This is a genomic window from Vibrio sp. SCSIO 43135 (assembly GCF_023716665.1).
GTDB classification, from domain to species: Bacteria; Pseudomonadota; Gammaproteobacteria; order Enterobacterales; family Vibrionaceae; genus Vibrio; species Vibrio paucivorans.
Map to the genome: position 1 here is coordinate 2,570,079 of NZ_CP071859.1, position 23,686 is coordinate 2,593,764.

General features: G+C 44.8%; 17 protein-coding genes and 1 other annotated feature. Of the genes, 5 read left to right on the plus strand and 12 right to left on the minus strand.

The window, feature by feature from the left end; all coding sequences use genetic code 11:
* Positions 1 to 61 precede the first annotated feature (61 nt).
* A complete protein-coding gene (gene ung / locus J4N42_RS11470; protein WP_252028081.1) occupies positions 62 to 748 on the minus strand; it encodes a uracil-DNA glycosylase in 687 nt (228 codons plus the stop codon).
* 410 nt (positions 749 to 1,158) lie between these two features.
* Positions 1,159 to 2,049: a deoxyribonuclease IV gene (nfo, locus tag J4N42_RS11475; RefSeq protein ID WP_457522939.1), complete on the minus strand. Its 891-nt coding sequence runs from the start codon at positions 2,047 to 2,049 to the stop codon at positions 1,159 to 1,161.
* 317 nt (positions 2,050 to 2,366) lie between these two features.
* On the opposite strand from nfo, the gene grcA reads away from it, so the two are divergent.
* Positions 2,367 to 2,744: an autonomous glycyl radical cofactor GrcA gene (grcA, locus tag J4N42_RS11480; RefSeq protein WP_252028083.1), complete on the plus strand. Its 378-nt coding sequence runs from the start codon at positions 2,367 to 2,369 to the stop codon at positions 2,742 to 2,744.
* Positions 2,745 to 2,813: 69 nt separating this feature from the next.
* Here grcA and J4N42_RS11485 read toward each other — a convergent pair whose 3' ends face one another.
* From J4N42_RS11485 to thrA, 4 genes are all read right to left on the minus strand, one after another.
* The gene (locus J4N42_RS11485; protein ID WP_252028086.1) at positions 2,814 to 3,473 is read right to left on the minus strand and encodes an NADPH-dependent FMN reductase; all 660 of its coding nucleotides are present in this window, start codon (positions 3,471 to 3,473) and stop codon (positions 2,814 to 2,816) included.
* A gap of 84 nt (positions 3,474 to 3,557) precedes the next feature.
* Entirely contained in the window at positions 3,558 to 4,838 is a 1,281-nt protein-coding gene (gene thrC, locus J4N42_RS11490) for a threonine synthase (RefSeq protein WP_252028087.1), read from the minus strand.
* Entirely contained in the window at positions 4,835 to 5,791 is a 957-nt protein-coding gene (gene thrB / locus J4N42_RS11495) for a homoserine kinase (protein WP_252030837.1), read from the minus strand. Before thrB ends, thrC begins: the two co-directional genes overlap by 4 nt.
* Positions 5,792 to 5,807: 16 nt before the next feature.
* Complete coding sequence (gene thrA / locus J4N42_RS11500; protein WP_252028089.1) at positions 5,808 to 8,267, minus strand: bifunctional aspartate kinase/homoserine dehydrogenase I; 2,460 nt, start codon at positions 8,265 to 8,267, stop codon at positions 5,808 to 5,810.
* A 30-nt stretch (positions 8,268 to 8,297) separates the two neighbouring features.
* Positions 8,298 to 8,417: a sequence feature (Thr leader region), on the minus strand.
* 280 nt (positions 8,418 to 8,697) lie between these two features.
* Here thrA and J4N42_RS11505 point away from each other — a divergent pair.
* A complete protein-coding gene (locus tag J4N42_RS11505; RefSeq protein WP_252028091.1) occupies positions 8,698 to 9,153 on the plus strand; it encodes a hypothetical protein in 456 nt (151 codons plus the stop codon).
* Between the two features lie 25 nt (positions 9,154 to 9,178).
* Here the strand turns inward: J4N42_RS11505 and J4N42_RS11510 are convergent, their stop codons facing one another.
* Both J4N42_RS11510 and J4N42_RS11515 read right to left on the minus strand, forming a co-directional pair.
* Positions 9,179 to 9,664: a putative 4-hydroxy-4-methyl-2-oxoglutarate aldolase gene (locus J4N42_RS11510; protein ID WP_252028093.1), complete on the minus strand. Its 486-nt coding sequence runs from the start codon at positions 9,662 to 9,664 to the stop codon at positions 9,179 to 9,181.
* Positions 9,665 to 9,691: 27 nt separating this feature from the next.
* The gene (locus J4N42_RS11515) at positions 9,692 to 10,081 is read right to left on the minus strand and encodes a DUF3293 domain-containing protein (protein WP_353505331.1); all 390 of its coding nucleotides are present in this window, start codon (positions 10,079 to 10,081) and stop codon (positions 9,692 to 9,694) included.
* Positions 10,082 to 10,408: 327 nt separating this feature from the next.
* Between J4N42_RS11515 and arcA the strand changes: the two genes are divergently transcribed.
* Positions 10,409 to 11,125 carry a two-component system response regulator ArcA gene (gene arcA, locus J4N42_RS11520; RefSeq protein ID WP_252028096.1) on the plus strand — a complete coding sequence of 239 codons (717 nt, stop codon included), beginning with the start codon at positions 10,409 to 10,411 and terminating at the stop codon, positions 11,123 to 11,125.
* Between the two features lie 66 nt (positions 11,126 to 11,191).
* On the opposite strand, the gene J4N42_RS11525 is transcribed toward arcA, so the two are convergent.
* From J4N42_RS11525 to mnmL, 4 genes are all read right to left on the minus strand, one after another.
* Positions 11,192 to 11,638, minus strand: coding sequence for a putative periplasmic lipoprotein (locus J4N42_RS11525; protein WP_252028097.1), 447 nt, complete (start codon positions 11,636 to 11,638; stop codon positions 11,192 to 11,194).
* Between the two features lie 3 nt (positions 11,639 to 11,641).
* Entirely contained in the window at positions 11,642 to 13,984 is a 2,343-nt protein-coding gene (arcB, locus tag J4N42_RS11530; protein WP_252028098.1) for an aerobic respiration two-component sensor histidine kinase ArcB, read from the minus strand.
* Positions 13,985 to 14,093: 109 nt separating this feature from the next.
* Complete coding sequence (locus J4N42_RS11535) at positions 14,094 to 15,839, minus strand: diguanylate cyclase domain-containing protein (protein WP_252028099.1); 1,746 nt, start codon at positions 15,837 to 15,839, stop codon at positions 14,094 to 14,096.
* Positions 15,840 to 15,904: 65 nt separating this feature from the next.
* A complete protein-coding gene (gene mnmL, locus J4N42_RS11540; protein ID WP_252028100.1) occupies positions 15,905 to 16,849 on the minus strand; it encodes a tRNA modification radical SAM protein MnmL/YtqA in 945 nt (314 codons plus the stop codon).
* 538 nt (positions 16,850 to 17,387) lie between these two features.
* Between mnmL and gltB the strand changes: the two genes are divergently transcribed.
* Positions 17,388 to 21,935, plus strand: a complete 4,548-nt coding sequence (gene gltB, locus J4N42_RS11545) for a glutamate synthase large subunit (RefSeq protein WP_252028101.1) — start codon at positions 17,388 to 17,390, stop codon at positions 21,933 to 21,935.
* Complete coding sequence (locus tag J4N42_RS11550; protein ID WP_252028102.1) at positions 21,935 to 23,404, plus strand: glutamate synthase subunit beta; 1,470 nt, start codon at positions 21,935 to 21,937, stop codon at positions 23,402 to 23,404. Before gltB ends, J4N42_RS11550 begins: the two co-directional genes overlap by 1 nt.
* The last annotated feature ends 282 nt before the right edge of the window (positions 23,405 to 23,686 follow it).

Here is a 23,686-nt window from a genome sequence, read left to right on the forward strand (position 1 = left end):
GAAACCTAAGGACGTCTTGAGCTTGTTCAAAGATCGACTAAATATTCACCAAAGCGGCAAATTAGATAGATACTTGTGCTGGCAGATTCCAGTTAATTGGCTGTTTTTGTTGCTGCTTTAACAATTCATTGGTTTGAGAGAAATGCTTGCAACCGAAGAAACCACGGTGAGCCGATAAAGGCGATGGATGTGGGGCTGCTAATACATGATGTTTAGTGCGATCAATAAAACGTCCTTTCTTCTGGGCGTGAGCTCCCCAAAGCAGAAAAACGACTCCTTGCTGCTGCTGGTTAATCGCTTCAATCACTTTATCGGTGAAAGTCTCCCATCCGGTTTTCGAATGAGAATGCGCTTTACCTTGCTCAACGGTGAGCACTGTATTGAGCAGTAACACCCCCTGCTGCGCCCAAGTCTGTAAGAAGCCATGGTTTGGAATCTGGAAGCCCGGAATATCTTGCGCGAGCTCTTTATACATATTGACTAAAGATGGCGGGGTTTTCACACCTGGCAATACTGAGAAGCACAGGCCATGTGCCTGATCGGGGCCGTGGTATGGGTCTTGGCCTAAGATGACTACTTTCACATCATTAAACTCGGTATGACGAAAAGCATTAAATACATCTTGGCTAGGTGGGTAGATCTGTTTCCCCATTTGACGCTCATTCTCAACAAAAGCCAGTGTCTGCTGAAAATAATCTTGCTGTTTCTCTACACCAATTACGTCATGCCAAGTCAAGTTTACGCCCATTTCCTACCTCTGTGTTATTCAAGCAAGAGTCACTACTTAACTCTCTTGCGTCCCGCTGTGAACGCTATTCTATACTCAAACGGCAGCAAGGTGCAGGACAAACATTAATGACACAGGTTCCACAAAAGGGATAACGTTGAATAGCTAAAACCGCCAAATATAAATAGAGCCGCCAATGCGGCTCTATCAGGTCGAATAAATAAGTGATTAAGAATGGCGTTGTGGCGTACGGTAATGTCCTTGTCCAGTGATATGACGATTAGGTACAGGTAAACGTGGGACATGAGCAACATAAGTTGATGGTACAGAATGAATGACTGACATAGTGGCACCCTCCTTCCAGCATAATTGATACAGCTATGTTCAACTCTACTTATGAAAAATCAGTGCCAACAATTGTATTTAACTGATTAAACCACTGAATTTGTGTGAAATTCTCGCAGCGCATTAATTTCTTCTGGCCATATATCTGGGTTAATTGTCTCTAAAATCAGAGGGATAGTATTGAACCTTGGATCTGAGGCAATGTATTCAAAACAAGGCCAACCTATTTCTCCTTCACCAAGCGAGTGATGACGATCCACTCTAGCTGAGAATTCTGTTTTTGAATCATTAAGATGCATTGCTCTTAAGTAGTGCATGCCGACAATTTCATCGAACGCTCGAAACGTCTCTGCGCATGCTTCTTTAGTACGCAAGTCATAGCCAGCGGCAAAGGTGTGGCAAGTATCAATGCAGACTCCAACCCGAGTCTTGTCCTCAACTTGAGAAATAATTTCTGCTAGATGTTCAAATCGCCACCCTAGGTTGGTGCCTTGCCCTGCGGTGTTTTCAATAACAGCAACGACTTCTGGAACGGCTTGATGGGCTAAATTGATCGATTCCGCGATCCTAGCTAAACACTCTTTCTCAGAAATCTTCTTTAAATGACTCCCAGGATGAAAATTCAGTAATGTTAAACCAAGCTGATGGCAGCGCTCCATCTCGTCAATAAAGGCGGCGCGTGATTTCGCTAACTTTTCTTCTTCCGGCGCCCCTAAGTTGATCAAGTAAGAGTCGTGAGGAAGAATTTGCTCAGGTTGAAACCCGAGCGCCTGACAGTTCTTTTTAAAAGCAGCGATAGTTTTGGAGGTTAACGGCTTGGCAGCCCATTGGCGCTGGTTTTTGGTAAACAGAGCAAATGCATTGGCTCCAATTTCTTTTGCTCTGAGAGGAGCTTGGTCAACACCACCTGCCGCTGATACATGCGCACCGATATATTTTTCTTTATTACACATTTTTACACTTGTCATTTTTGTCATGTTGTTCTTTCAAAATGGTACCACTCAGGCCAGTAAAATCGTTAGATGAACGGATTATACGCTCTAAAATGTAGTAAATTTACAACAAAATACCAATTAAACTTATTTTTAAACATTAAAAATAATTGTTAAAGCCACATTTTTAAAGGCTTTATTGATATCAATCAATAAAATCACCACTATTAAATTAAGGTTTTTGGTTGTTTTTTGACTTAAATCAATATTAAAATAGTGGATATTCGCTATATAATACGTAGCTCAACAGAATTCGAAAGTTAACACCAATAACCACCACGTTAGTGGACTAGGAGAAAGTGATGATCCAAGGTATTCAAATTACTAAAGCAGCAAACGACGACCTACTAAATTCAATCTGGCTACTAGACAGCGAGAAGAATGAAGCACGTTGTGTTGCAGCTTCAAACGGCTACGAAGCTGACCAAGTAGTAGCAATCAACGATCTTGGTGAGTACGAAAGTCGCGAAGTCGCTATTGAGACAGCACCACGCATCGAAGGTGGTCAACACCTAAACGTGAACGTTCTTAAACGTGAAACACTTGAAGATGCCGTAGCAAACCCAGAGAAATACCCTCAGCTAACTATTCGTGTTTCAGGCTACGCTGTACGTTTCAACTCTCTAACTCAAGAGCAACAACGCGACGTAATCGCTCGTACGTTCACTGAGTCACTATAATCTCGATTCAGTATTCTTGAAGACAAAAGCTTGGCAAAACAGCCAAGCTTTTTTGTATCTGACGGCTACTTAAGGGGCATTTCGCTGCGAAGGGTCTCGACGAAATACTTTGATAATCGAAGTTGGGTCGACGTCCTCTCTTTGCGATTTCGCTCCTTCCGCCCACCAAATTAATTGCGCCATCGTCCTTGCAAGATATTCGTTCCATTGCTTCTGTTCACTAGGCTCGATTACTGCACCTTCTTCATCAAATACCTCTTGAGCCCTGGGTAAATGAATCATCGCAGACACAGGCAAGCAACCTAACTCAGAAAGGAATGTTCTCATTCCAACCGCTGCTCTTGCTCCGCCCCACTGCCCAGCCGAATAAGTCACGATCGCACTCGGTTTGTAAGAAAACAGTGAACTACCAAAATGATTAAGAAGGTTGGCAAGCGCAGGGCTCATCGAGTGGTTATATTCCGGACTCACCATAATATAGCCATCGGCTTGAGCTATTTTATCGGCTAAGTTCTTTAAATCCTTGGGGGTATGGCTTCTTGAATAAGAAAATTCCGGCTTGAACACCGGACCTAGCTCGTAATCCAATGGATCAATAAGCTCGACCTCATGCTGTGGGTAATACAACTGCATTAATGCCATACACGCTTTACTGACTCTCAAGCCTAAACGTACAGGTTTTGGAGGTGAGCTTTCGCGCACAGATCCTAAAAAAATCAAGAACTTCATATCAAGAATACTCTTTGAGATTGCTCTAGCTAATAAAAAAGGTGAATGACAAGTCATTCACCTTTTTCCAGCATCAGCAACCGGTTACTGAACGCGGCGCAGTACTTCTTTTAACGCATCGAAATCGTTAGCAAGATCTTCAGACAACAATTCCATCGCCGCATGTTTCGCTAGAGGGCCAGGCAAGTCGATATCTGAACCTAGGATGTCATCAACCACTTCTTTGAACTTAGCAGGGTGTGCCGTACACAAGAATAAACCTGTCTCACCCTCTTGCAGCTGCTCATCTAGTAGGCGGTAAGCAATCGCACCATGTGGCTCACATTGGTAACCTTGTGCTTTTAGATCGCGTACTGATTCTGCACTCTGCTCGTCAGATACTTTACCTTTACCCAGTGTATCCAAGCCCCAACCTTTCAGTTGGCAAAGCTCTTCGATACGAGGCCAGTTGTTCGGTTGGCTCACGTCCATTGCATTCGATGTCGTGGCTACTGTTGGCTTAGGTTCCCACTTACCCGTCTCTAGGTAACGTGGCACGGTGTCATTCTCGTTAGTTGCAGCAATAAAGCGCTTGATCGGCAAGCCAAGTGCTTTAGCAAGAAGGCCTGCAGTTAGGTTACCAAAGTTACCACTTGGTACTGAAACCACTAAGTTTTCGCGCTCTTGCTTACTCATTTGAGAAGCGGCTTCGAAGTAATAGCAGATCTGAGCCATAAGACGGCTGATATTGATAGAGTTTGCTGAGTTTAGACCAATCTCTTCACGCAGTGCTGCATCATCAAACGCTTGCTTAACCAAAGCCTGACAAGCGTCGAAATCACCATCAATCGCAACAGTATGGATGTTCTTCCCTAGTGTACAGAATAGCTTTTCTTGAAGCGGGCTAATCTTACCTTTCGGGTATAGAATAACAACGTTGATATCTTCCATACCATAAAATGCATGAGCTACCGCCGCTCCAGTATCACCAGATGTTGCCGTCAGGATAGTGATTTTGCCACCGTCTGAAACCGCAGCCAGTGACTGAGCCATAAAACGTCCACCAAAATCTTTGAACGCTAACGTTGGGCCGTGAAATAGCTCTAATGCGTAAACGCCATCTTTAACGGATTTGATTGGTGCTGGGAACTGAAACGCCGCATCCACCATTGAGTTCACTTTATCTGCTGAAAGTTCATCACCGATCAGCGCAGAAAGAATCTTGCTACTACGAGTAACAAAGTCTTCTGCTAACAATGCATCAACATCATCAAACTTAGGTAATTCTGCTGGGAAAAATAGACCTTGGTTGCGGCCTAGCCCTTGGCGAACAGCTTGGCCAAAGGAGACTTGTTCATCATTTTCTTTGATGTTGTAGAGCTTCATAGTGAACTTCCTGTAACGGTCGAACCTTGTTTGTCTAGACGACAAACGTGAACGAATCCTTCTTCATTTTGTACGTAATTTTGTTCTAGCCAGCGAGCAACACGCTCAGCGACATCTTTATCTTTGCAAATGCTAAATAGGGTTGGGCCACTTCCGGAAATACCAGTCGCGAGCGCACCAGCCGACAGCGCATATTTACGCGCGTCTGCAAACCCAGGGAGCAGTTTCTCACGATACGGTTCTGCGATCACGTCTTTGATCATCTTTGCCGCTAACTCAGGTTGTCCAGAGTGACAAGCGTGAATAAAACCAGCTAAATGACGGCCATGAGCAATCACATCTTGGCGACGATATTGAGAAGGCAAGATCTCGCGAGCTTCCGCTGTTGAGACTTTAATCCCCGGATAAGCCATCACCCAGTACCAATCATCAAAGCATGGGACTTCTTGGCTAATGATCCCAAGCTCTTCGAGCATAAGTTGAACGCCACCCAAGTAGCACGGAGCAACATTATCATAATGGATACCGCCGGAGATTTTACCCTCCATCTCTCCCATAAGAGCAAGCAGCTCCATTTCATCTAATGGCTGACCGTGGAAACGGTTCAAAGCATCAAGTGCCGCAACAATTGAGCATGCACTCGAACCTAAACCCGAACCAATCGGCATGTTCTTTTCTAGCGTCATCTCTAGCGGAAGTAACGGCACACCTTTTTTATCGAGTTCTCGAGCGAAGACAGTCCAACAATCATAGACAATGTTCTCTTTGGCATTACTCGGCAGTTTATCTACAAAACTGCCCGCAGTTTTAAGTGAAAAAGGTTCACTCCCTGCCTTAACTAGCACTCGGTCACCTAGCAAGGTACCGTCGATTGGGGACACTGCCGCCCCCAACACATCGAAACCTACGCTGACGTTTCCGATAGACGCTGGGGCGTAAACAACTACATCCATACCACTACTCATACGATTACACTCCCAACTTCCAGCCAAGGGTACGCATCACATCAGAGAACACACCAGCTGCTGTTACTTCTGTACCCGCACCATAACCGCGCAGTACAAGAGGGATTGGTTGATAGTAACGGCTGTAGAATGCCAGCGCGTTTTCACCATCTTTGATCTTGAACATTGGATCGTTCTCATCAACCGCAGCAATGCTCACCTTACACTTACCTTCTAGGATTTCACCAACATAACGCAGTACTTTACCTTCTTCTGCCGCTTTTGCAGACAGTTCAGTGAAGTGCGCATCGGCCTGCGGAAGGCGAGCCATAAACTCTTCTACGCTGCCTGAATCATCAAAACCAGGTGGTAGTGCTTGATCTACTTCAACGTCTTCCAGTTCCAAGTTCATACCAGCTTCACGAGCAAGAATAAGTAGCTTACGCGCCACATCCATGCCTGAAAGGTCGTCACGAGGATCTGGTTCAGTAAAGCCATTATCTTTGGCAATATTTGTTGCTTGGCTAAGCGTCATACCTTCATCAAGTTTGCCGAAGATATAAGACAGAGACCCAGAAAGAATGCCGTTGAACTTCTCAAGTTCATCACCTGCAGAAATCAGGTTCTGTAAGTTTTCGATAACTGGAAGGCCCGCACCAACGGTTGTTTCATACATCAATTTACGACGTGAGCTACGCGCGACTTCTCGCAACTGATGGTAGTAAGACATACTAGCCGTATTTGCCTTTTTATTTGGCGTTACAACGTGGAAGCCAGCAGCTAGGAAATCCGCATATTGGTTTGCAATAGATTCGCTTGAAGTACAGTCGACCAATACTGGGTTGATGATATGGTTACGCTGAACCAATGAGATAAGTCGTGCAAGGCTAAACTCTTCTGTCGCATCGTTCATACGATCGCGCCAGTGTTCCAGTGGCAAACCTTGGCTGTCTAGCAGTAAGCCTTTGCTGTTAGCCAACCCACAAACGCGGATCACGATGCCTTTTTCAGCCAGCTTACCTTGCTGACGCTGGATTTGGTCAACCAATTCACCGCCAACCCCACCAACACCGACAACAAATACATCTAAGAAGTGTTTAGAGTTAAATAGGTTCTCATGACACGCTTTGATCGCTTCAGATATTTTATCTTCAGGGATAACGGCTGAAATCGCACGCTCAGACGAGCCTTGTGCAATCGCTACGATGTTAACGTTCACTTCAGCCAACGAGGCAAAGAATTGCGACGCGACACCACGAGAAGTGCGCATGCCATCACCCACTAGCGTCACAATCGACACATCATCGATGAACTCAACAGGCTCAAGTAAGCCATCTTTCAATTCAAGTTCAAATGCATCGGCTAACACTTTTTCTGCTTGTACTTTGTCTGCCGCTTCAATACAGAAGCTGATGCTGTACTCAGAAGAAGATTGAGTGATCAGGACAATAGAGACACCTGCTGAAGACATCGCTCCGAATACGCGGCTAGCCATACCTACCATGCCCTTCATACCAGGACCTGATACGTTAACCATTGTTAGGTCATTTAGGGTGGTAATGCCTTTGATCGCTAGGTTATCTTCACCTGTATCTTGGCCAATCAAGGTGCCAGCACCCTGTGGATTGAAGCTGTTTTTGATCAAACAAGGGATATGGAACTGCGCAATAGGAGCGATAGTTTTCGGGTGAAGAACAGAAGCACCAAAGTAAGACAGCTCCATCGCTTCTTGGTAGCTTAAAGACTTCAGTAAACGCGCATCATCAACCAATCTAGGGTCACAGTTGTATACGCCGTCTACATCAGTCCAGATTTCACAGCAGTCTGCACGTAGACACGCTGCTAGCACCGCTGCTGAATAGTCCGAGCCATTACGGCCAAGAGTGACTAGCTCGCCTTTATCATTACCCGCGGTAAAACCAGGCATGATGTTGACATGTCCTTGAGGAAGTGGGTTCTGTTTAAAGTTTTGCGTAGAGACTTCTACGTCAACCATAGCTTCAAGGTGATCACCTTGAGCGTAAAGATATTGAACAGGATCGATTAAGCTTGCTGGTTGCCCTTTTGCCTCTAGCACCGCTTTCATCAATTGAATAGATACTCGCTCACCTTTACTAATGATGCGTGCGTTAACGTTATTCGGGCACATACCAAGCAAGTTGATACCGTGCACGAACTGACGCAGTTGAGACAAAGATGTGCGGACTTGGTTGTCATAACCTGCGCCATCAATGTTTGGTAATACTGCTTTTATCTCTGCAAAAAGTAATTTAAATGAAGCCTCTAATTCTGCTATTTGCAGCTCTGCTTCACCATTGCGCAGCGCACCTTCAATAACTGCTACTAGCTTGTTTGTTGTTTTACCTGGTGCAGATAGAACAACTGCCACCTCTTCTTGCTGTGCATTATTAGCAATGATGTCCGCCGCTCTTAAAAAACGGTCCGCATCTGCCAATGATGAGCCTCCAAACTTTAATACTCGCATCCCTTCCTCTCCAAAGTGGTCAAATTGGTATAAAAAAAGGCCTGTATCTTGTTGGATACAGGCCTTTTTTTTGAATTTCTTTCGCTTAGCAGCCTGCCCCAACAATTGCGATGTCGGTAATAATAATGGTTGTGGTCATTACTAGGTGGCTATGCATTTTCGATTATCTATAAACCTTGTGTTTGCTTAACCATACGTTTACCGCATTTATCGCGTGATAGTCAATGAAAAGTTTATTTTTTTAACTAAATTACTTAAAATCTGATGGTATTGGCAGATGTTTCAAAGCGTTTTAATGATAAGAAGCTAAGTAGCATAACTAAATAACCAAACGCTATATAAAACTTAATACACTTCACTGAGTTTTATGCTTTACTTATTCTTGCTGTATATAAAAACTAATAATAAAAAATGGACTAAGGAGTGGTTTATGAAGGGAATATTCTATCTATCACTTCTTGTTGCCTGCCCGTTAGTTAATGCAGCTGATCTACCAGTACTACCTCAGCATCAAGCTTCTTCACCGCACAAACTGTTTGTCTCGACCGAGAAAGATTCCTCTGGCTTTGATACATGGAAAATAGACAGCGGCTACGCGTATAACGTATTCGATAAGATCGATCTTTATGTCGGTACACGCATTGACAATGCTCGTGAAGGTGAAAGTGGCTTTTTGAGTGGTGTAAACTACCAAGTCACTGAAAGAATCTCGGTGAAAAGTACCCTTCATTCCTACAGTACTGTTATCGAAGAAGAACGTACCGACAAAATTTCAGCCGAAGTATCAAGCCGATTGAAACTGACTGAAAATTTAGACTTGCATGCCACCCTTGATTATCAAGAGTGGCAGCAAGGCGTTGAATTTGGATTGGGTTTTCGCTTTTAAACGTTCCAAATTTATCGACTACCTATTAACTCCAATCAAGTAGTTTTTTAGACATCAAAACGCCATTCCAATCAGCGTAGATATAGTCACCAGGTTGAATCATTTCATTATGAATGGTCAAAGTGACATTCACATCTCCAGCTCCTCGTTTCTCTGTTTTAAAAGGGCTACTGCCTAGTGCTTTGATACCTAAATCCATCTCAGACATCGCAGCCACATCACGAACAGCTCCGTAGATAACGACGCCTTCCCAGTTATTTTTTATCGCCATCAGTGCAACTTGATCACCCATTAGGGCTTTCTGACAAGAGCCATGACCATCGACAACTAGAACTTTTCCCTTACCATTGGTACTTAACATTTCACGAACTTTCGAGTTATCGTGATAGCAGCGAACGGTGACAATCTCGCCCCAAAATGCACTGCGCATGCCAAAGTTTTGTAAAGGTAAGTTAATGAGTGTGACCTCATCTTCAAACTTATCGCAAATATCAGGTGTTATATCTTTCATTTTTCCTCCATGATTTTCATAAATTCCTTAAACGCACCGCTCCACTAACTTGCCTAGGTGCTTTACCGTCTTATCCTTAAGACACGACAATAAAAACAGCTCTCCATGTTCTACATAGTACACGGCGTTTTGTTGATACTGCTTACCTAGCGCTACCGCCTTTTGGCTTGAAATCGCGACAGCAAAGCTCTCTTCACTCCAACTAAACTGCTGATCTCCTACTAACACCTTAGTCCATGAATAACAATTGAGCGATTGCTGTAAGTGTTGATTTTTAACAAAATTATATTGATAAGGCATTAACTTACTTGCAGGATCCCAGGCAGTAACAATCGCAAAGCACGGCTCTGTGCAGTGATTACTGAATCTGAAGTAACAATCGCTATACGCTTCCCACAGGTAAGCATCAATCATCATATAAAACCAACATATTACATCTACGCATTACTATTAATATTTGTTACATTTGAACTCTTGATATAAATCAATAAAGTGAATGGAATTAACATTCTGTCGTTGTTAGCATGCTGTTAACATTATAGAATTCGCCCCATAGACTAGTAGAGTGGCTGTTGAGGTCAGGAACTATCTCCACTAAGTGTGGCACCATGGACGGCGGGTAACTGAAGTCAGTGTTTTTTTGAAAACTTTGGTTTAATATCAACATCAAATTACCTGTATGCTATTTTTTTGCCTAGAATTTATTCTATTAGCACAATTTTTTCACAAGTTTAGGTACCGCCAATGCAAACCCCGCAGATTCTTATCGTAGAAGATGAGCAAGTAACTCGTAACACTCTAAAGAGTATTTTTGAAGCAGAGGGATACGCTGTTTTTGAGGCTAGTGACGGTGAAGAGATGCACCATGTGCTGTCCGACAACCAAGTTAACTTGGTGATCATGGACATTAACCTTCCTGGTAAGAATGGACTTCTTTTAGCTCGTGAATTGCGTGAGCAAGCCAACGTAGCACTTATGTTCCTAACAGGCCGTGACAACGAAGTAGACAAAATCTTGGGTCTAGAAATCGGTGCGGATGATTACATCACCAAACCATTTAACCCACGTGAATTGACTATCCGTGCACGCAACCTGTTAAGCCGTTCAATGAACGCTAGCGCGACTCATGAAGAGAAACGTAGCGTAGAAAAATATGAATTCAATGGTTGGGTGTTAGACATCAACAGCCGTTCTTTGGTAAGCCCAGGTGGCGACGGATACAAACTGCCTCGCTCAGAATTCCGTGCTCTGCTTCACTTCTGTGAGAACCCTGGCAAGATTCAAACACGTGCGGATCTGCTGAAGAAGATGACTGGCCGTGAGCTTAAGCCACATGACCGTACCGTAGACGTAACTATTCGTCGTATTCGTAAACACTTCGAATCGGTATCTGGTACACCAGAAATCATCGCTACTATACACGGTGAAGGTTACCGTTTCTGCGGTGATTTAGAAGAGTAATCAAGTTCTTAAAATAAAAGGCTTGCTCATTGAGCAAGCCTTTTTTCTATGCTGGCCATCAATCGACTAATACACAGTATCGACTTTAACCTTTTTCTCCACCAGCCAGTTCTTCACACCATTGGTATCAATCTGAACCGCGATATCGACAGGTTGCTCTGAGTCGAGTTCTAGCTGCCATGTAAACGCTACTTCCCACTGACTTTCATTGTGAGTTCTTAAATCAAGGCTATCGGAATCAATTAGCCAAACTTCTTTGCCTTGTTTGATTGAAACACTCTCCACAACCAATTCTGCAGGAAGCGGTTGCTCTGACTCAAGGTAAAGTGCACCGTGGACATTCTGATCGCGCACCTCACCAATACTTGGCATCTTATCGATCCAAAGGTTGCTTTTCAGTGCAACATTTGACTCAGCGACTACGGCTTGGTTACCTTGTTCCCAGTTCACGCTGGTCGAATTACAGCCCGCAAGCGCTGCCATTGCTAACGAGGTTACGAGTAATTTTTTCATAGTTTACCTTTGTCCTAACCAATCTTTTAGAATTCGAATATCATTCTGATACTCATTTTTAATTTCTTCTACCCAATCTGCGATGTTTTCCCACCATGCCGGCATATCTGGTGATTGCGCTTTTTGGGCTACTTTCTGAATGTGCTTCAAGCCGATAGAGCCTGCGGCTCCTTTAATTTTGTGCGCTTCAGACACAATACCTGCTTGATCTTTTGCCATCATGTTCGAGTCTAAAATTTCAATATACTCCGGCATCATTTGCTCAAACATTTCAATACTATCCAGAACAGGCTTCGTCCCCACGATACCGACATAGGACTCTAACATGTCAATATCGAGCAACTGCTGATACAGCTCACTCACTTGTTCATCCACTTTTGTCACCACCTCTGGCTTACTTGGCTGGGTATCTATATTGCAGTACTTGCTGATCACTTCCTGAATTGCCACTACAGAGAGAGGCTTGCTCAGCGCATCATCCATACCCTGTTCAATATACTCAGATTTATTCTTCAGAACATTAGCAGTCAACGCCACCAAAGGCGGTAACTCTTTATGTCTTTTGCGAAGCTCTTGTGCAACATCAAAGCCTGTCATATCGGGTAGTTGAATGTCGAGTAAAGCTAGATCAAACTCCGTTGGCACGAAACGCTCAAGAGCTTCTTCTCCACTCATCGCAACAGTAACTTTATGGCCTAAACTTTCAAGTAATGAACGGGCGACCGTCACATTCAGTTCAATGTCTTCTAACATGAAGATGGATAAGCTTGGCTGCTCAAGAATCTGCTCTTGTTTCGCCAACACTTGCTCTTCGGCCAAAGGAACATGGATGGATACCGTAAACGTGCTACCAAAACCTTCTTCGCTTGCGACTGTAATGTCACCATCCATCATGTTGATTAGCTGACGAGAAACCGCTAAACCAATCCCGGTACCAACAGCATGCAGGTTGTCTTTACCTGATTTCACTTGGTAATACATCGCGAATATTTTCTCTAATTCGCTATCAGGGATACCTATCCCGGTATCTTCTACTTCAAAGATGATGGTTGCCATGTCATCTTCAACATCAGCGCTAACCGTCATCACAACGCTACCCTCTTTGGTAAACTTCATCGCGTTGCTTATCAAGTTCCAAAGCACTTGGCGCAGTCGAGTACCATCGACTTGAATCGCAGCCGGAAAGTCGGTCAAACGTTCAAGGTCGAACCTAAGCCCTTTTTGCTCAGCCATCAGAGCAGAGATACTTTCAATTTCAGCGACAAAATCTTCAAAATGCAGTGGGGTCGGCAGTAGCTCGAGTTTACGGCGATCAAATTTGTCCATATCGATAATGTCGTTAAAGATATTGCCTAGGGTAATGGCGCTGACATTGATAGTTTGCATATGCTTACGCTGCTCTGAATTTAACTGACTATCCAGGAGCATTCGACTTAAGCCGACAATGCCGTTGAGCGGTGTTCTCAATTCATGGCTGATAGTAGAAATAAATGTAGTTTTGTCGCGACTGGCTTTCTCTAAAGACTCTTCATGACGCTTACGCTCAGTAATATCACGGCCAAAGCCGACGAGTCCTAAGTGACGCCCTTCTTTGCTGTAAAACGGCACTTTGCGCAGTTCAAAATAGTTCTTACGTCCATCTGGGTATTCTAGCCACTGTTCGTAGGTTAGTGCTTGGTTATCAGAGAAGACTTTCTGGTCAGTATCGACAATCTGCTGAGCAACTTCTTTGCTATACACTTCCCATGGAGTTAAACCAACCAATTGGTTTTCTCGTTTACCTGTCAGCTCTTCCATTGCTCGGTTACAACCAGAGAAGACCCCTTCCGCATTTCGGTAGTAGATAAGATCTGGCGAGGCATCAATAAATGAGCGTAGCAATGCCGTTCGCTCAGCTAGCTCCACTTGAGCTTTCTCGCGCTGAAACACCTCATTCTCGAGATCTTTCATCGCTTCTTCCCTCGCTTCTTCGGCTTTGATCCGCTCTTCGATCTCTTGGTTCTGCTTTGCGATATTTTGCTGAAGTTTATGGTTCAGTTCTTGGTCTCGAGAGCGCATATCTTTGAGTTTAGAGACGAGCTTAGATAATCGCTGACGAGACTCTTCTAACTGATCGACTACAACAGAAAGAAAATACACAGCCCAAGGGGTAATCAACAGGCCGAAAAACACTGAACGGACGATATCGATATCATCTACATGACCACTGAGCGCAAGTGTTATGCCGACCTGTACAACAACGGCAAGCGCAACCAGTGCGAGAGCAAGGAGAATAGAAAAACGTAAGATGCCCAGCTTCACCAGAAGATCGACATAGTACTGCGCGAGGTTTTTGATTGGTTTCATTAAACGCTCCATGCGAAAGCTAGAGGTTCAGTTTACCCGTTTTAAACATTCTAGGTAAGCTAAACCCATCACAGGACAAGCGTTTTAATACCTTCTTCGTTAACGATTTTTAGTCTGAATTCGCGTGCACACATGTTTGGTTTCGCCCGTTTTTCTTCGCTTGGTAAAGCGCGCTGTCGGCAAAAGCAATCATTTGCTCTGGGGTATGATTGTGAGTTGGCAAATAGGAGGCCAATCCAATACTTACCGTAATGTAAGTCGAAACAGAAGAAAGCTCATGAGTGATAGCTGCTTGCTCAATATGACGATGAATATCAGCAGCAATCTTCTGCGCCCCTTCCGAAGTGGTATTCGGTAGTAAGAAACCGAATTCCTCACCGCCATAGCGTGCGACACAGTCTGAAGAACGGCTGAGTACTTGTTTAAATACTTCCGCCACTTTGACCAGTGCTTCATCCCCTTTTTGGTGACCGTAGTGGTCGTTGTAACCTTTAAAGAAGTCAATATCACACATCATAATGGCAATGGGTTGTTGCTCACGAACATGAAGATGCCACAGCGTTTCTAGTTGAGAATCGAAATGTCTTCGGTTCGATACTTTGGTCAAGCTATCAACGAAACTCAATCGCTCAAGCTCTTGGTTGGCTTCTGCTAGTTTTTTCTCTGCTAAGTAACGCTCTGATACATCTCGCGCCATGATAAGCACACCATTGGTACCAGAGGCAGGATCGCGGAACGGCGACTTTACCACATCAAACCAAATGTATTCTCCACTCGAACTGATGCTTTTATCCAGATGGCGAGTCGATTTCCCTTCATACAGCACTTTGTAGTCAGAGTCAGAAAATCTCGCATACGCCTCATCCGGAATCACGTCCTGCAAGCGATGACCAATCAAGTCATTCACATCGGAGATACCTAAAGCAGTCACAAATGGTTGGTTACAGGCTTGGTACACCATGTTTTCATCAAAAATGCCGATGCAGTCTGGACTCGACTCTAAGATGTTCTGCAGAATGGTATCTCTCTGCGCTAATGCGACTTCAGTATCTTTTCGTCGCTCCATCTCATCACGCAAGCTCTTTTGAATATTGTGCCAATCGGTCACATCGTGGCTAATACCTAAGTACCCTAACTTCTCTCCTTCGGGGGACATCAGGATACTTTGATAGGTTTCTAGCAAGCAGCCACGTCCATCCGGAGAGGAAGTCCAAAAACGTTTACTTGCACGACCTTTCAGTACTCCTTCAATCGAAGCACTGCCTTCTTCTTCTCGATTGGCCCAAAAGCGCTGAAAAGCGGTATTGGTTTGAATAAGCTTGCCCTGGTTATCTTTTATGTAAATGTGTTCAGAAAGAGAATCCAGCGCACTTTTCGCGACAGACAAACTATTAATTTCTTCTTGGACTTCTTCACTGGTTTGAAAATGTGGAATGGCCGAAATAACCCAAGCCGATTGACCGCGAAACAGCACCTTACGCCCAGTAAAGTCAATCGCAACATGTTGTTGGCTTGAAACTGGCCAGTTAACTAAAAGAGAATGAAAATGGCGAGAAGAGAATGGCTGTAATTGGCCAAGCATGAAATTGGCATCAATACTGGTTGGGTATAAGTAGTTATGCCCGATACGTCGTACACCTAGCAGTTGCATCGCAGCTCGGTTGGAAAGAATCAGCTCCCCTTTTTGGGCACCCACCACCATAATTGCAGCAGGCATATCTTTCACCAACGTTTCTATATGTTTAACGTAACGAGAGTAGACCAGAACAACGCAAGCAATGCTGGCAAAGATCACCAAAAAGTCTAAACCATGACCATAGGTGCTATCCCATAGCCAAGTCATCCACTGTTCCATTGCTCCGGTATTCCTGATCATCTATTGATAACTTAAGGTTACGAAAGATATCAGGTTCTCGCCTGCTAATCCGCTTTTATTAGCGGTTTAGAGTAGATAAATGTCTGTTTTATAAGAGAGCCTTGAGCACCATCACGATCCAATGCCCGCCCTATCTCTGTCATCGCCAACCAACGATTTTCACACCATAATGGCGCGAGTAATGTTGGCCGACGAGCTGCTGAAGAAACTCTGTGATAAACAATGTCGGCAGGAGTTCGGCGAATAAGCTCACTCGCTATGGATACATAACCATCGAGTGTAGGGGCTTCTAGTCGACCAGCCTTCCAAGCCTTGGCCATCGTACTGCCTTCCACTATATGTAGGCCGTGCAGCTTAATGCCGTCAGTTCCCACCTCTAATACTTTTTCTAAGGTGCGTAAATTGTCTTCTCTACTTTCTTTAGGCAGGCCAACAATCAAGTGTGTACATACTTTGATGCCCAAATCACGCGCCCTTTGAGTGATCTCGGCATAGCATTCAAAGTCATGACCTCGATTTATCCTTTTAAGCGTCGCATTGTTCGCAGTTTGTAAACCAAGCTCCAACCAAATCTCATACCCTTGCTCGACATACCCTGCCAATAAGTCGAGAACAGCATCAGGAACGCAGTCAGGGCGCGTTCCTACGCATAGCCCCACAATATCCGCCGCTTTAAGCGCTTCTTCGTACATATTTTTTAGTACCTGAACTTCCGCATAGGTATTGGTATAGGCTTGAAAATACGCTAAATATTTACGAGCGCGCTTTATCTCACCCGCTCTATCCGTTAGCTGGTCGACAATGCTTTTAACTTGAGTTTCTTCGTCAACAAAAGACGATACATTGCAAAATGTACATCCACCTCGGCCTATGGTGCCATCTCTGTTAGGACAACTAAATCCGCCATGCAGCGTCAACTTATGGACCTTTTCTCCATAACGTCGCTGCAGGTCTTGGCCAATGGTGTTTACCAATTCATGTAATTGCATAAAGTCGCTCTAGGGTATAGATAGGAATACATCTCAATCCCATTCCTGTAAGTAAATTACATCCCTGCAAAATAAATCCGACCATTTTATTTAATTCAAACATCCCACAAACTAACAAAAATCAATAAACATGCAGAAAATGGGCGTTATTTGCGTAATGTTGCGCATTTGTTAAACGCAATATGCATTTTTAAGCGAAAAAAATGGGCCGCAGCGTTCACTTTTCATTGCAATTTGGAGGGACTAAATTGTAGGATACTTACACATAGCCGTTTTTTTTGTGGTTTAAATTACAAAATCAAACGCGGAAATGTCGGTGAATCCCTAGCCCCATCTATATAAACCACTAGAAAGTGGTCCAAATTAAACGGATATCACCAAGGATTGTTTTTCTCGCAATATTTTTCCTGCGAGATACGGAAAGGACTCAAGCTAGCCACCTCAGGCTGGCTTAGATTCATAAAAAATAAAGGACAAGACACCTAACTGAGCTTTTGCTTAGTGATTTGTGTCGACATTAAACTGGAAGGATGTATCTATGGTAGATAGAGAGCAGAATACACAAGGTCTGTATACTCCAGAACTGGAGCATGACGCTTGTGGTATCGGTTTTGTTGCTCACCTAAAAAACCGTAAATCGCACGAAGTTGTTACTCAAGCACTCGATATGTTAGCTCGTATGGAGCACCGCGGCGGTCAAGGCTGTGATCCATGTAGTGGTGATGGTGCGGGTATCTTATTGCAAAAGCCCCATGAATTTCTTTTAGAAGAAGCCGTTAAGCTTGGTATCAAGCTGCCTTCTTTTGAAAAATATGGTGTTGGTGTTGTGTTATTCCCTAAAGATGAACACAAACGAGCACAATGCCGCGATATTTTAGAGCGCAATGCTAAACGCCTTGAGCTTGAAGTCATTGGCTACCGCGTACTGCCAACAGACAACTCAATGATCGGCGCAGACCCTCTAAGCACAGAGCCACAGTTTGAGCACGTTTTTGTCTCTGGTGGTCCAGGCATCACACCAGAAGAACTTGAGCGCAAGCTATATGTACTACGTAACTATACCGTTCGCGTTTGTCTTGAAAGCGTTTCTAATATTGGTGATGACTTCTACATCAACTCTATGTCTTACAAGACGGTTGTGTATAAAGGTCAGCTAACGACAGAACAAGTACCTCAGTACTTCCTAGACCTGCAAAACCCAACGATGGTGAGTGCACTAGCACTGGTTCACTCTCGTTTCTCTACCAATACATTCCCACGCTGGCGCCTAGCACAGCCTTTCCGTTACATCGCTCATAACGGCGAAATCAACACAGTTCGCGGTAACCTGAACTGGATGAAGGCTCGTGAAGCAATCATCGAATCTGACCTGTTCACTCAAGCAGAGATCGACATGCTACTGCCTATCTGTCAGGAAGGCAGCTCAGATTCATCTAACTTCGATATGGCACTTGAGCTCCTAGTTCTCTCTGGTCGCAGCCTGCCACATGCGTTGATGATGATGATCCCTGAAGCATGGCAAGAAAACAAAAACATGGATCCAACTCGTCGCGCGTTCTACCAGTACCACGCGAACGTCATGGAACCTTGGGATGGCCCGGCATCTGTATGTTTCACTGACGGTGTTCAAGTAGGTGCAACCCTTGACCGTAACGGTCTGCGCCCTTCTCGCTACACAGTGACCAAAGATGACTTCCTAGTGATGGCTTCTGAGTCTGGTGTTGTAGAGATTGAACCAGAGAACGTTGAGTTCCGTGGTCGTCTGCAACCAGGTCGTATCTTCGTCGCTGATCTAGAGCAGGGTCGCATCATTTCTGATGAAGAAGTGAAAGATGGCATTGCATCAGCACAACCTTACGAGAAGTGGGTTGAAGAAAACCTACTGAGTCTGAAGAAACTGCCAGATGCGAGCAATGAATTCAGTCAGCCTTCACCAGAGAAGCTACTGCACAAGCAGCAAGCATTTGGGGTGAGCTCAGAAGAAGTAAACGAAATCATTGTACCGATGGCGAAAGATGGTAAAGAGCCACTTTCCGCAATGGGTGCTGACTGGCCACTCGCGATTCTTTCGCACCAGTCACAACATCTATCAAACTACTTTAAGCAGCTGTTTGCTCAGGTAACTAACCCGCCAATCGACCCGATTCGTGAGCGTATGGTTATGTCTCTGAACACTTACCTAGGTAAAGATCAGAACCTTCTTGCTGAGTCTCCAGAGCATTGTCAAAAAGTAGAGCTTGAGTCACCAGTTCTATCTAACTCTGAACTTGAGAAGCTACGTGCTATCGATAACGAGCACCTCCAAGCGAAGACGCTAGACATTGTATTCCAAGCAAGCGAAGACGAAGGCAAACTAGAGCGCGCACTTAAGCGTATCTGTCAGTATGCAGAAGATGCAGTGATCGATGGTTACTCAATCATCCTTCTAACTGACCGCGCAGTTAACTCAAACCACGCAGCAATCCCAGCAATGCTGGCGGTTGGCGCTGTTCACCACCACCTAATCCGCAAGGGTCTACGTGCTAAGTGTGACATCGTGGTTGAGACAGGTGATGCTCGTGAAACACACCACTTTGCAACACTAGTTGGTTACGGTGCAAACGCAGTTAACCCATACCTAGTTATCGAAACTATGGTTGAGCTACAGCGTACGAAGAAGCTGGATCCAAACACAGATATTCGTGAGCTATTCGAGAACTACCGTAAGTCTATCAACGGTGGTCTACTGAAGATCTTCTCAAAGATGGGGATCTCAACACTGCAGTCTTACCACGGTGCACAGATCTTTGAAGCACTGGGTATCAGCAAATCTGTAGTTGATAAGTACTTCACTGGTACGGTTTCACGTATCCAAGGTCTAACGATCGACGATATCGCTAAAGAAGTGCTTGTGCGTCACCGCATTGGTTACCCAACTCGTGAGATCCCTGTGCAAGTTCTTGATGTGGGAGGTGTTTACCAGTGGAAACAGCGTGGTGAAAAACACCTGTTTAACCCTGAGACTATTTCACTACTACAAGAGTCTACTCGTAACAAAGACTACGCTCAGTTCAAGAAATACGCGAAAGCGGTGGACGACCAAGGCGATAACGCAGCAACGCTACGTAGCCAGCTAGATTTTGTTAAGAACCCAGCGGGTTCAATCCCACTTGAAGAAGTAGAACCAATCGAAAACATCCTGAAGCGTTTCGCGACAGGTGCCATGTCATTCGGCTCTATCTCTTACGAAGCACACTCAACACTTGCTGTTGCGATGAACCGCATTGGCGCGAAATCGAACTCTGGTGAAGGCGGTGAAGACCCAACTCGTTTCGAGCGTAAAGAAAACGGCGATTGGGAACGCTCTGCAATCAAACAGGTTGCTTCAGGCCGCTTCGGTGTAACTTCTTACTACCTGACTAACGCAGATGAGCTACAGATCAAAATGGCTCAGGGTGCGAAGCCTGGTGAAGGTGGCCAGCTACCAGGTGATAAGGTTGATGACTGGATCGGTGCAACACGTCACTCGACTCCGGGCGTAGGTCTAATCTCGCCACCGCCGCACCACGATATCTACTCAATCGAAGATTTGGCTCAGCTAATCTACGACTTGAAGAACGCAAACCGTGCTGGTCGCGTCAACGTGAAACTAGTATCCGAAGCAGGCGTAGGTACCATCGCATCAGGTGTAGCGAAAGCGAAAGCTGACGTTGTCCTTATCGCAGGTTTCGATGGTGGTACAGGTGCATCTCCTATGTCCTCTATCCGTCACACAGGTCTGCCTTGGGAGCTTGGTCTAGCAGAAACACACCAAACGCTTCTTAAGAACGGCCTACGTAACCGTATCGTGGTTCAATCTGATGGTCAGATGAAAACTCCTCGCGACCTTGCAGTAGCAACACTTCTGGGTGCAGAGGAATGGGGTGTAGCAACAGCAGCTCTGGTTGTTGAAGGTTGTATCATGATGCGTAAGTGTCATAAGAACACCTGTCCTGTTGGTATCGCAACACAGAATAAGACTCTACGTGAGCGTTTTGACGGCCGCGTAGAAGACGTAGTGACATTCTTCCAATACATGGCTGAAGGTCTACGTGAAGTAATGGCTGAACTTGGTTACCGCACTATCGATGAGATGGTTGGTCAATCGCACAAACTGAAAGTGCGTGAAGACATCCAACACTGGAAATACAAGAACCTAGATCTGTCTCCTGTGCTTCACATCGAGCAAGCTCGTGAAGAAGATGGCGTTTACAACCAAACACAGCAAAACCACAACCTAGAAGAGGTTCTAGACCGTAAGTTGATTCAAGCGGCTATCCCAGCACTTGAGAAAGGCGAAGCAGTCAACGCTGAATTCCCTATCATCAACACGGACCGCTCTGCAGGTACCATGCTGTCGAACGAAATCTCTAAGGTTTATAAAGACGCGGGTCTACCACAGCCAATGAACGTGAAGTTCAACGGCTCAGCAGGTCAATCATTCGGTGCCTTCCTAGCTAAGGGCGTGAAGTTCGAAGTAGAAGGTGATGCGAACGACTACTGGGGTAAAGGCCTATCTGGCGGTACGCTAGTGCTTTACCCTGATGCGAAGTCAACCATCGTTGCTGAAGATAACATCGTTGTAGGTAACGTATGTTTCTACGGTGCGACCTCTGGTGAATCATACATCCGCGGTATGGCGGGTGAGCGTTTCTGTGTACGTAACTCAGGCGCGAAAGTAGTTGTAGAGGGGGTTGGTGACCATGGTTGTGAATACATGACTGGTGGTGTCGCTGTAATCCTTGGCTCAACAGGTCGTAACTTTGCAGCAGGTATGAGTGGCGGTGTGGCTTATGTTTGGGATACTGCTGGTGACTTTGAAACTAAGCTGAACCCAGAACTAGTCGACCTAGACCCAATCGAAGCAGAAGATCGCGAACTACTGAAAGAGATGCTAACTAAGCAAGTAGAGTTCACAGGAAGTGAAGTTGCTCAGTCTTTCCTAGACAATTTTGAAGCTAGCCTAGAGACCATGGTCAAGGTTATGCCGCGTGATTACAAAGCGGTACTTCAAAAGCGCAAAGCTATCGCTGAGCAAGCACAAACGGAAGAAGTGGAGGCAGTATAATGGGTAAGCCTACTGGATTTTTAGAGCATGGTCGTGAGCTTCCAAAGAAGCTCGATCCATCGGTTCGTATCGAAGACAACAAAGAGTTCGTACTCAACGAAGAGTTTGGTGACAAAATCAATACTCAGGCTTCTCGTTGTATGGATTGTGGTGTCCCTTTCTGTCACAGCGGTTGTCCGATTGGTAACATCATTCCAGAATTTAACGATGCGGTTTACCGTGACAGCTGGGAAGAAGCTTGGAATATTCTAAGCTCAACCAATAACTTCCCAGAATTTACAGGCCGTGTATGCCCATCACCTTGTGAGAGCGCATGTGTTCTTGGTATCAACCAAGATCCAATCACCATCTGTAACATCGAGAAAACTATTGTAGAAACTGCGTACCGTGAAGGGTACGCCAAACCTAAAACACCTCGTTCACGCACAGGTAAAACAGTTGCAATCGTTGGTTCTGGCCCTGCTGGTCTTGCTGCAGCTGAGCAGCTAAACAGCGCAGGCCATTCAGTCACTGTATTTGAGCGCGACGAGAAAGTTGGCGGCTTACTGCGCTTCGGTATTCCAGACTTTAAGCTGGGTATGGACGTGATTGATCGTAAGATCAACCTGATGGCTGAAGCAGGCGTTGAGTTCAAAGTAAACCAACACATCGGTGTTGATGTGAACGCTCAGCAGCTTCGTCAAGAGTTCGATGTAGTACTACTAACAGGTGGCTCAACGGTTCCGCGTGATCTGCCAGTTCCTGGTCGTGAGCTAAAAGGCGTTCACTTCGCAATGGAATTCCTAGGTCAAAACAACCGCCGCGCAAACGACATGGATCTTAAGGGTGAAGAAATTCACGCGAAAGACAAGCATGTTGTGGTTATCGGTGGTGGTGATACAGGCTCGGACTGTGTTGGTACCTCTAACCGTCATAAAGCAGCAAGTGTTACTCAGGTTGAGATCATGCCGATCCCACCAGAGAAACGCCCAGCAAACATGCCTTGGCCTCAATACCCAATGATCATGAAGACAACAACTTCTCACGAGGAAGGCTGTGATCGTCATTGGAACATCCTGACTAAAGAGTTCATCGGTAACGATGAAGGTCAGGTAACAGGTCTACGCATCGCTGACATCGTATGGAAAGATGCAGCACCAGGTGAACGCCCTACTTTTGAAGAAGTTGCGAACTCTGAGCGTGTTATCCCATGTGATATGGCATTTCTGGCTATGGGCTTCCTACACCCAGAACCAACAGGCGTGCTCGCTCAACTAGATATCAAGTTAGACGAGCGTGGTAACGTAGCAACTGCAGGCTTTGCAACCAACCAAAAAGGTGTGTTCGCAGCAGGTGATATGCGCACTGGCCAATCTCTAGTGGTACGTTGTATCAACGAAGGTCGTGAATGTGCGATTGAAATCGACCAATACCTAATGGGCGGTTCCAACTTAGAAGCGAAAGCCGATTCACTGATGCTATCCGCTTAATAAACAACAATTCCTTCCTTTATATTTTGGCCAGCAATTCATTGCTGGCCTTTTTTATCTTCAATTTTTATTGTTAAAAATATGTAACAATAAGAATCCTATATGTTTGATATTAAATAGCATTTCCAGTGTAATACGTGGTAAATCGCATACCAGCGTGATTATTCACCAAGAACTTGACCTTTTTCATAATAACCTATACGTTGTGAAGTCGATGAAAAATAAAACCATCTAATTTGTTAAATATTCAAAGAGTTTTTATAAGCTAATACGTAAAGAAAA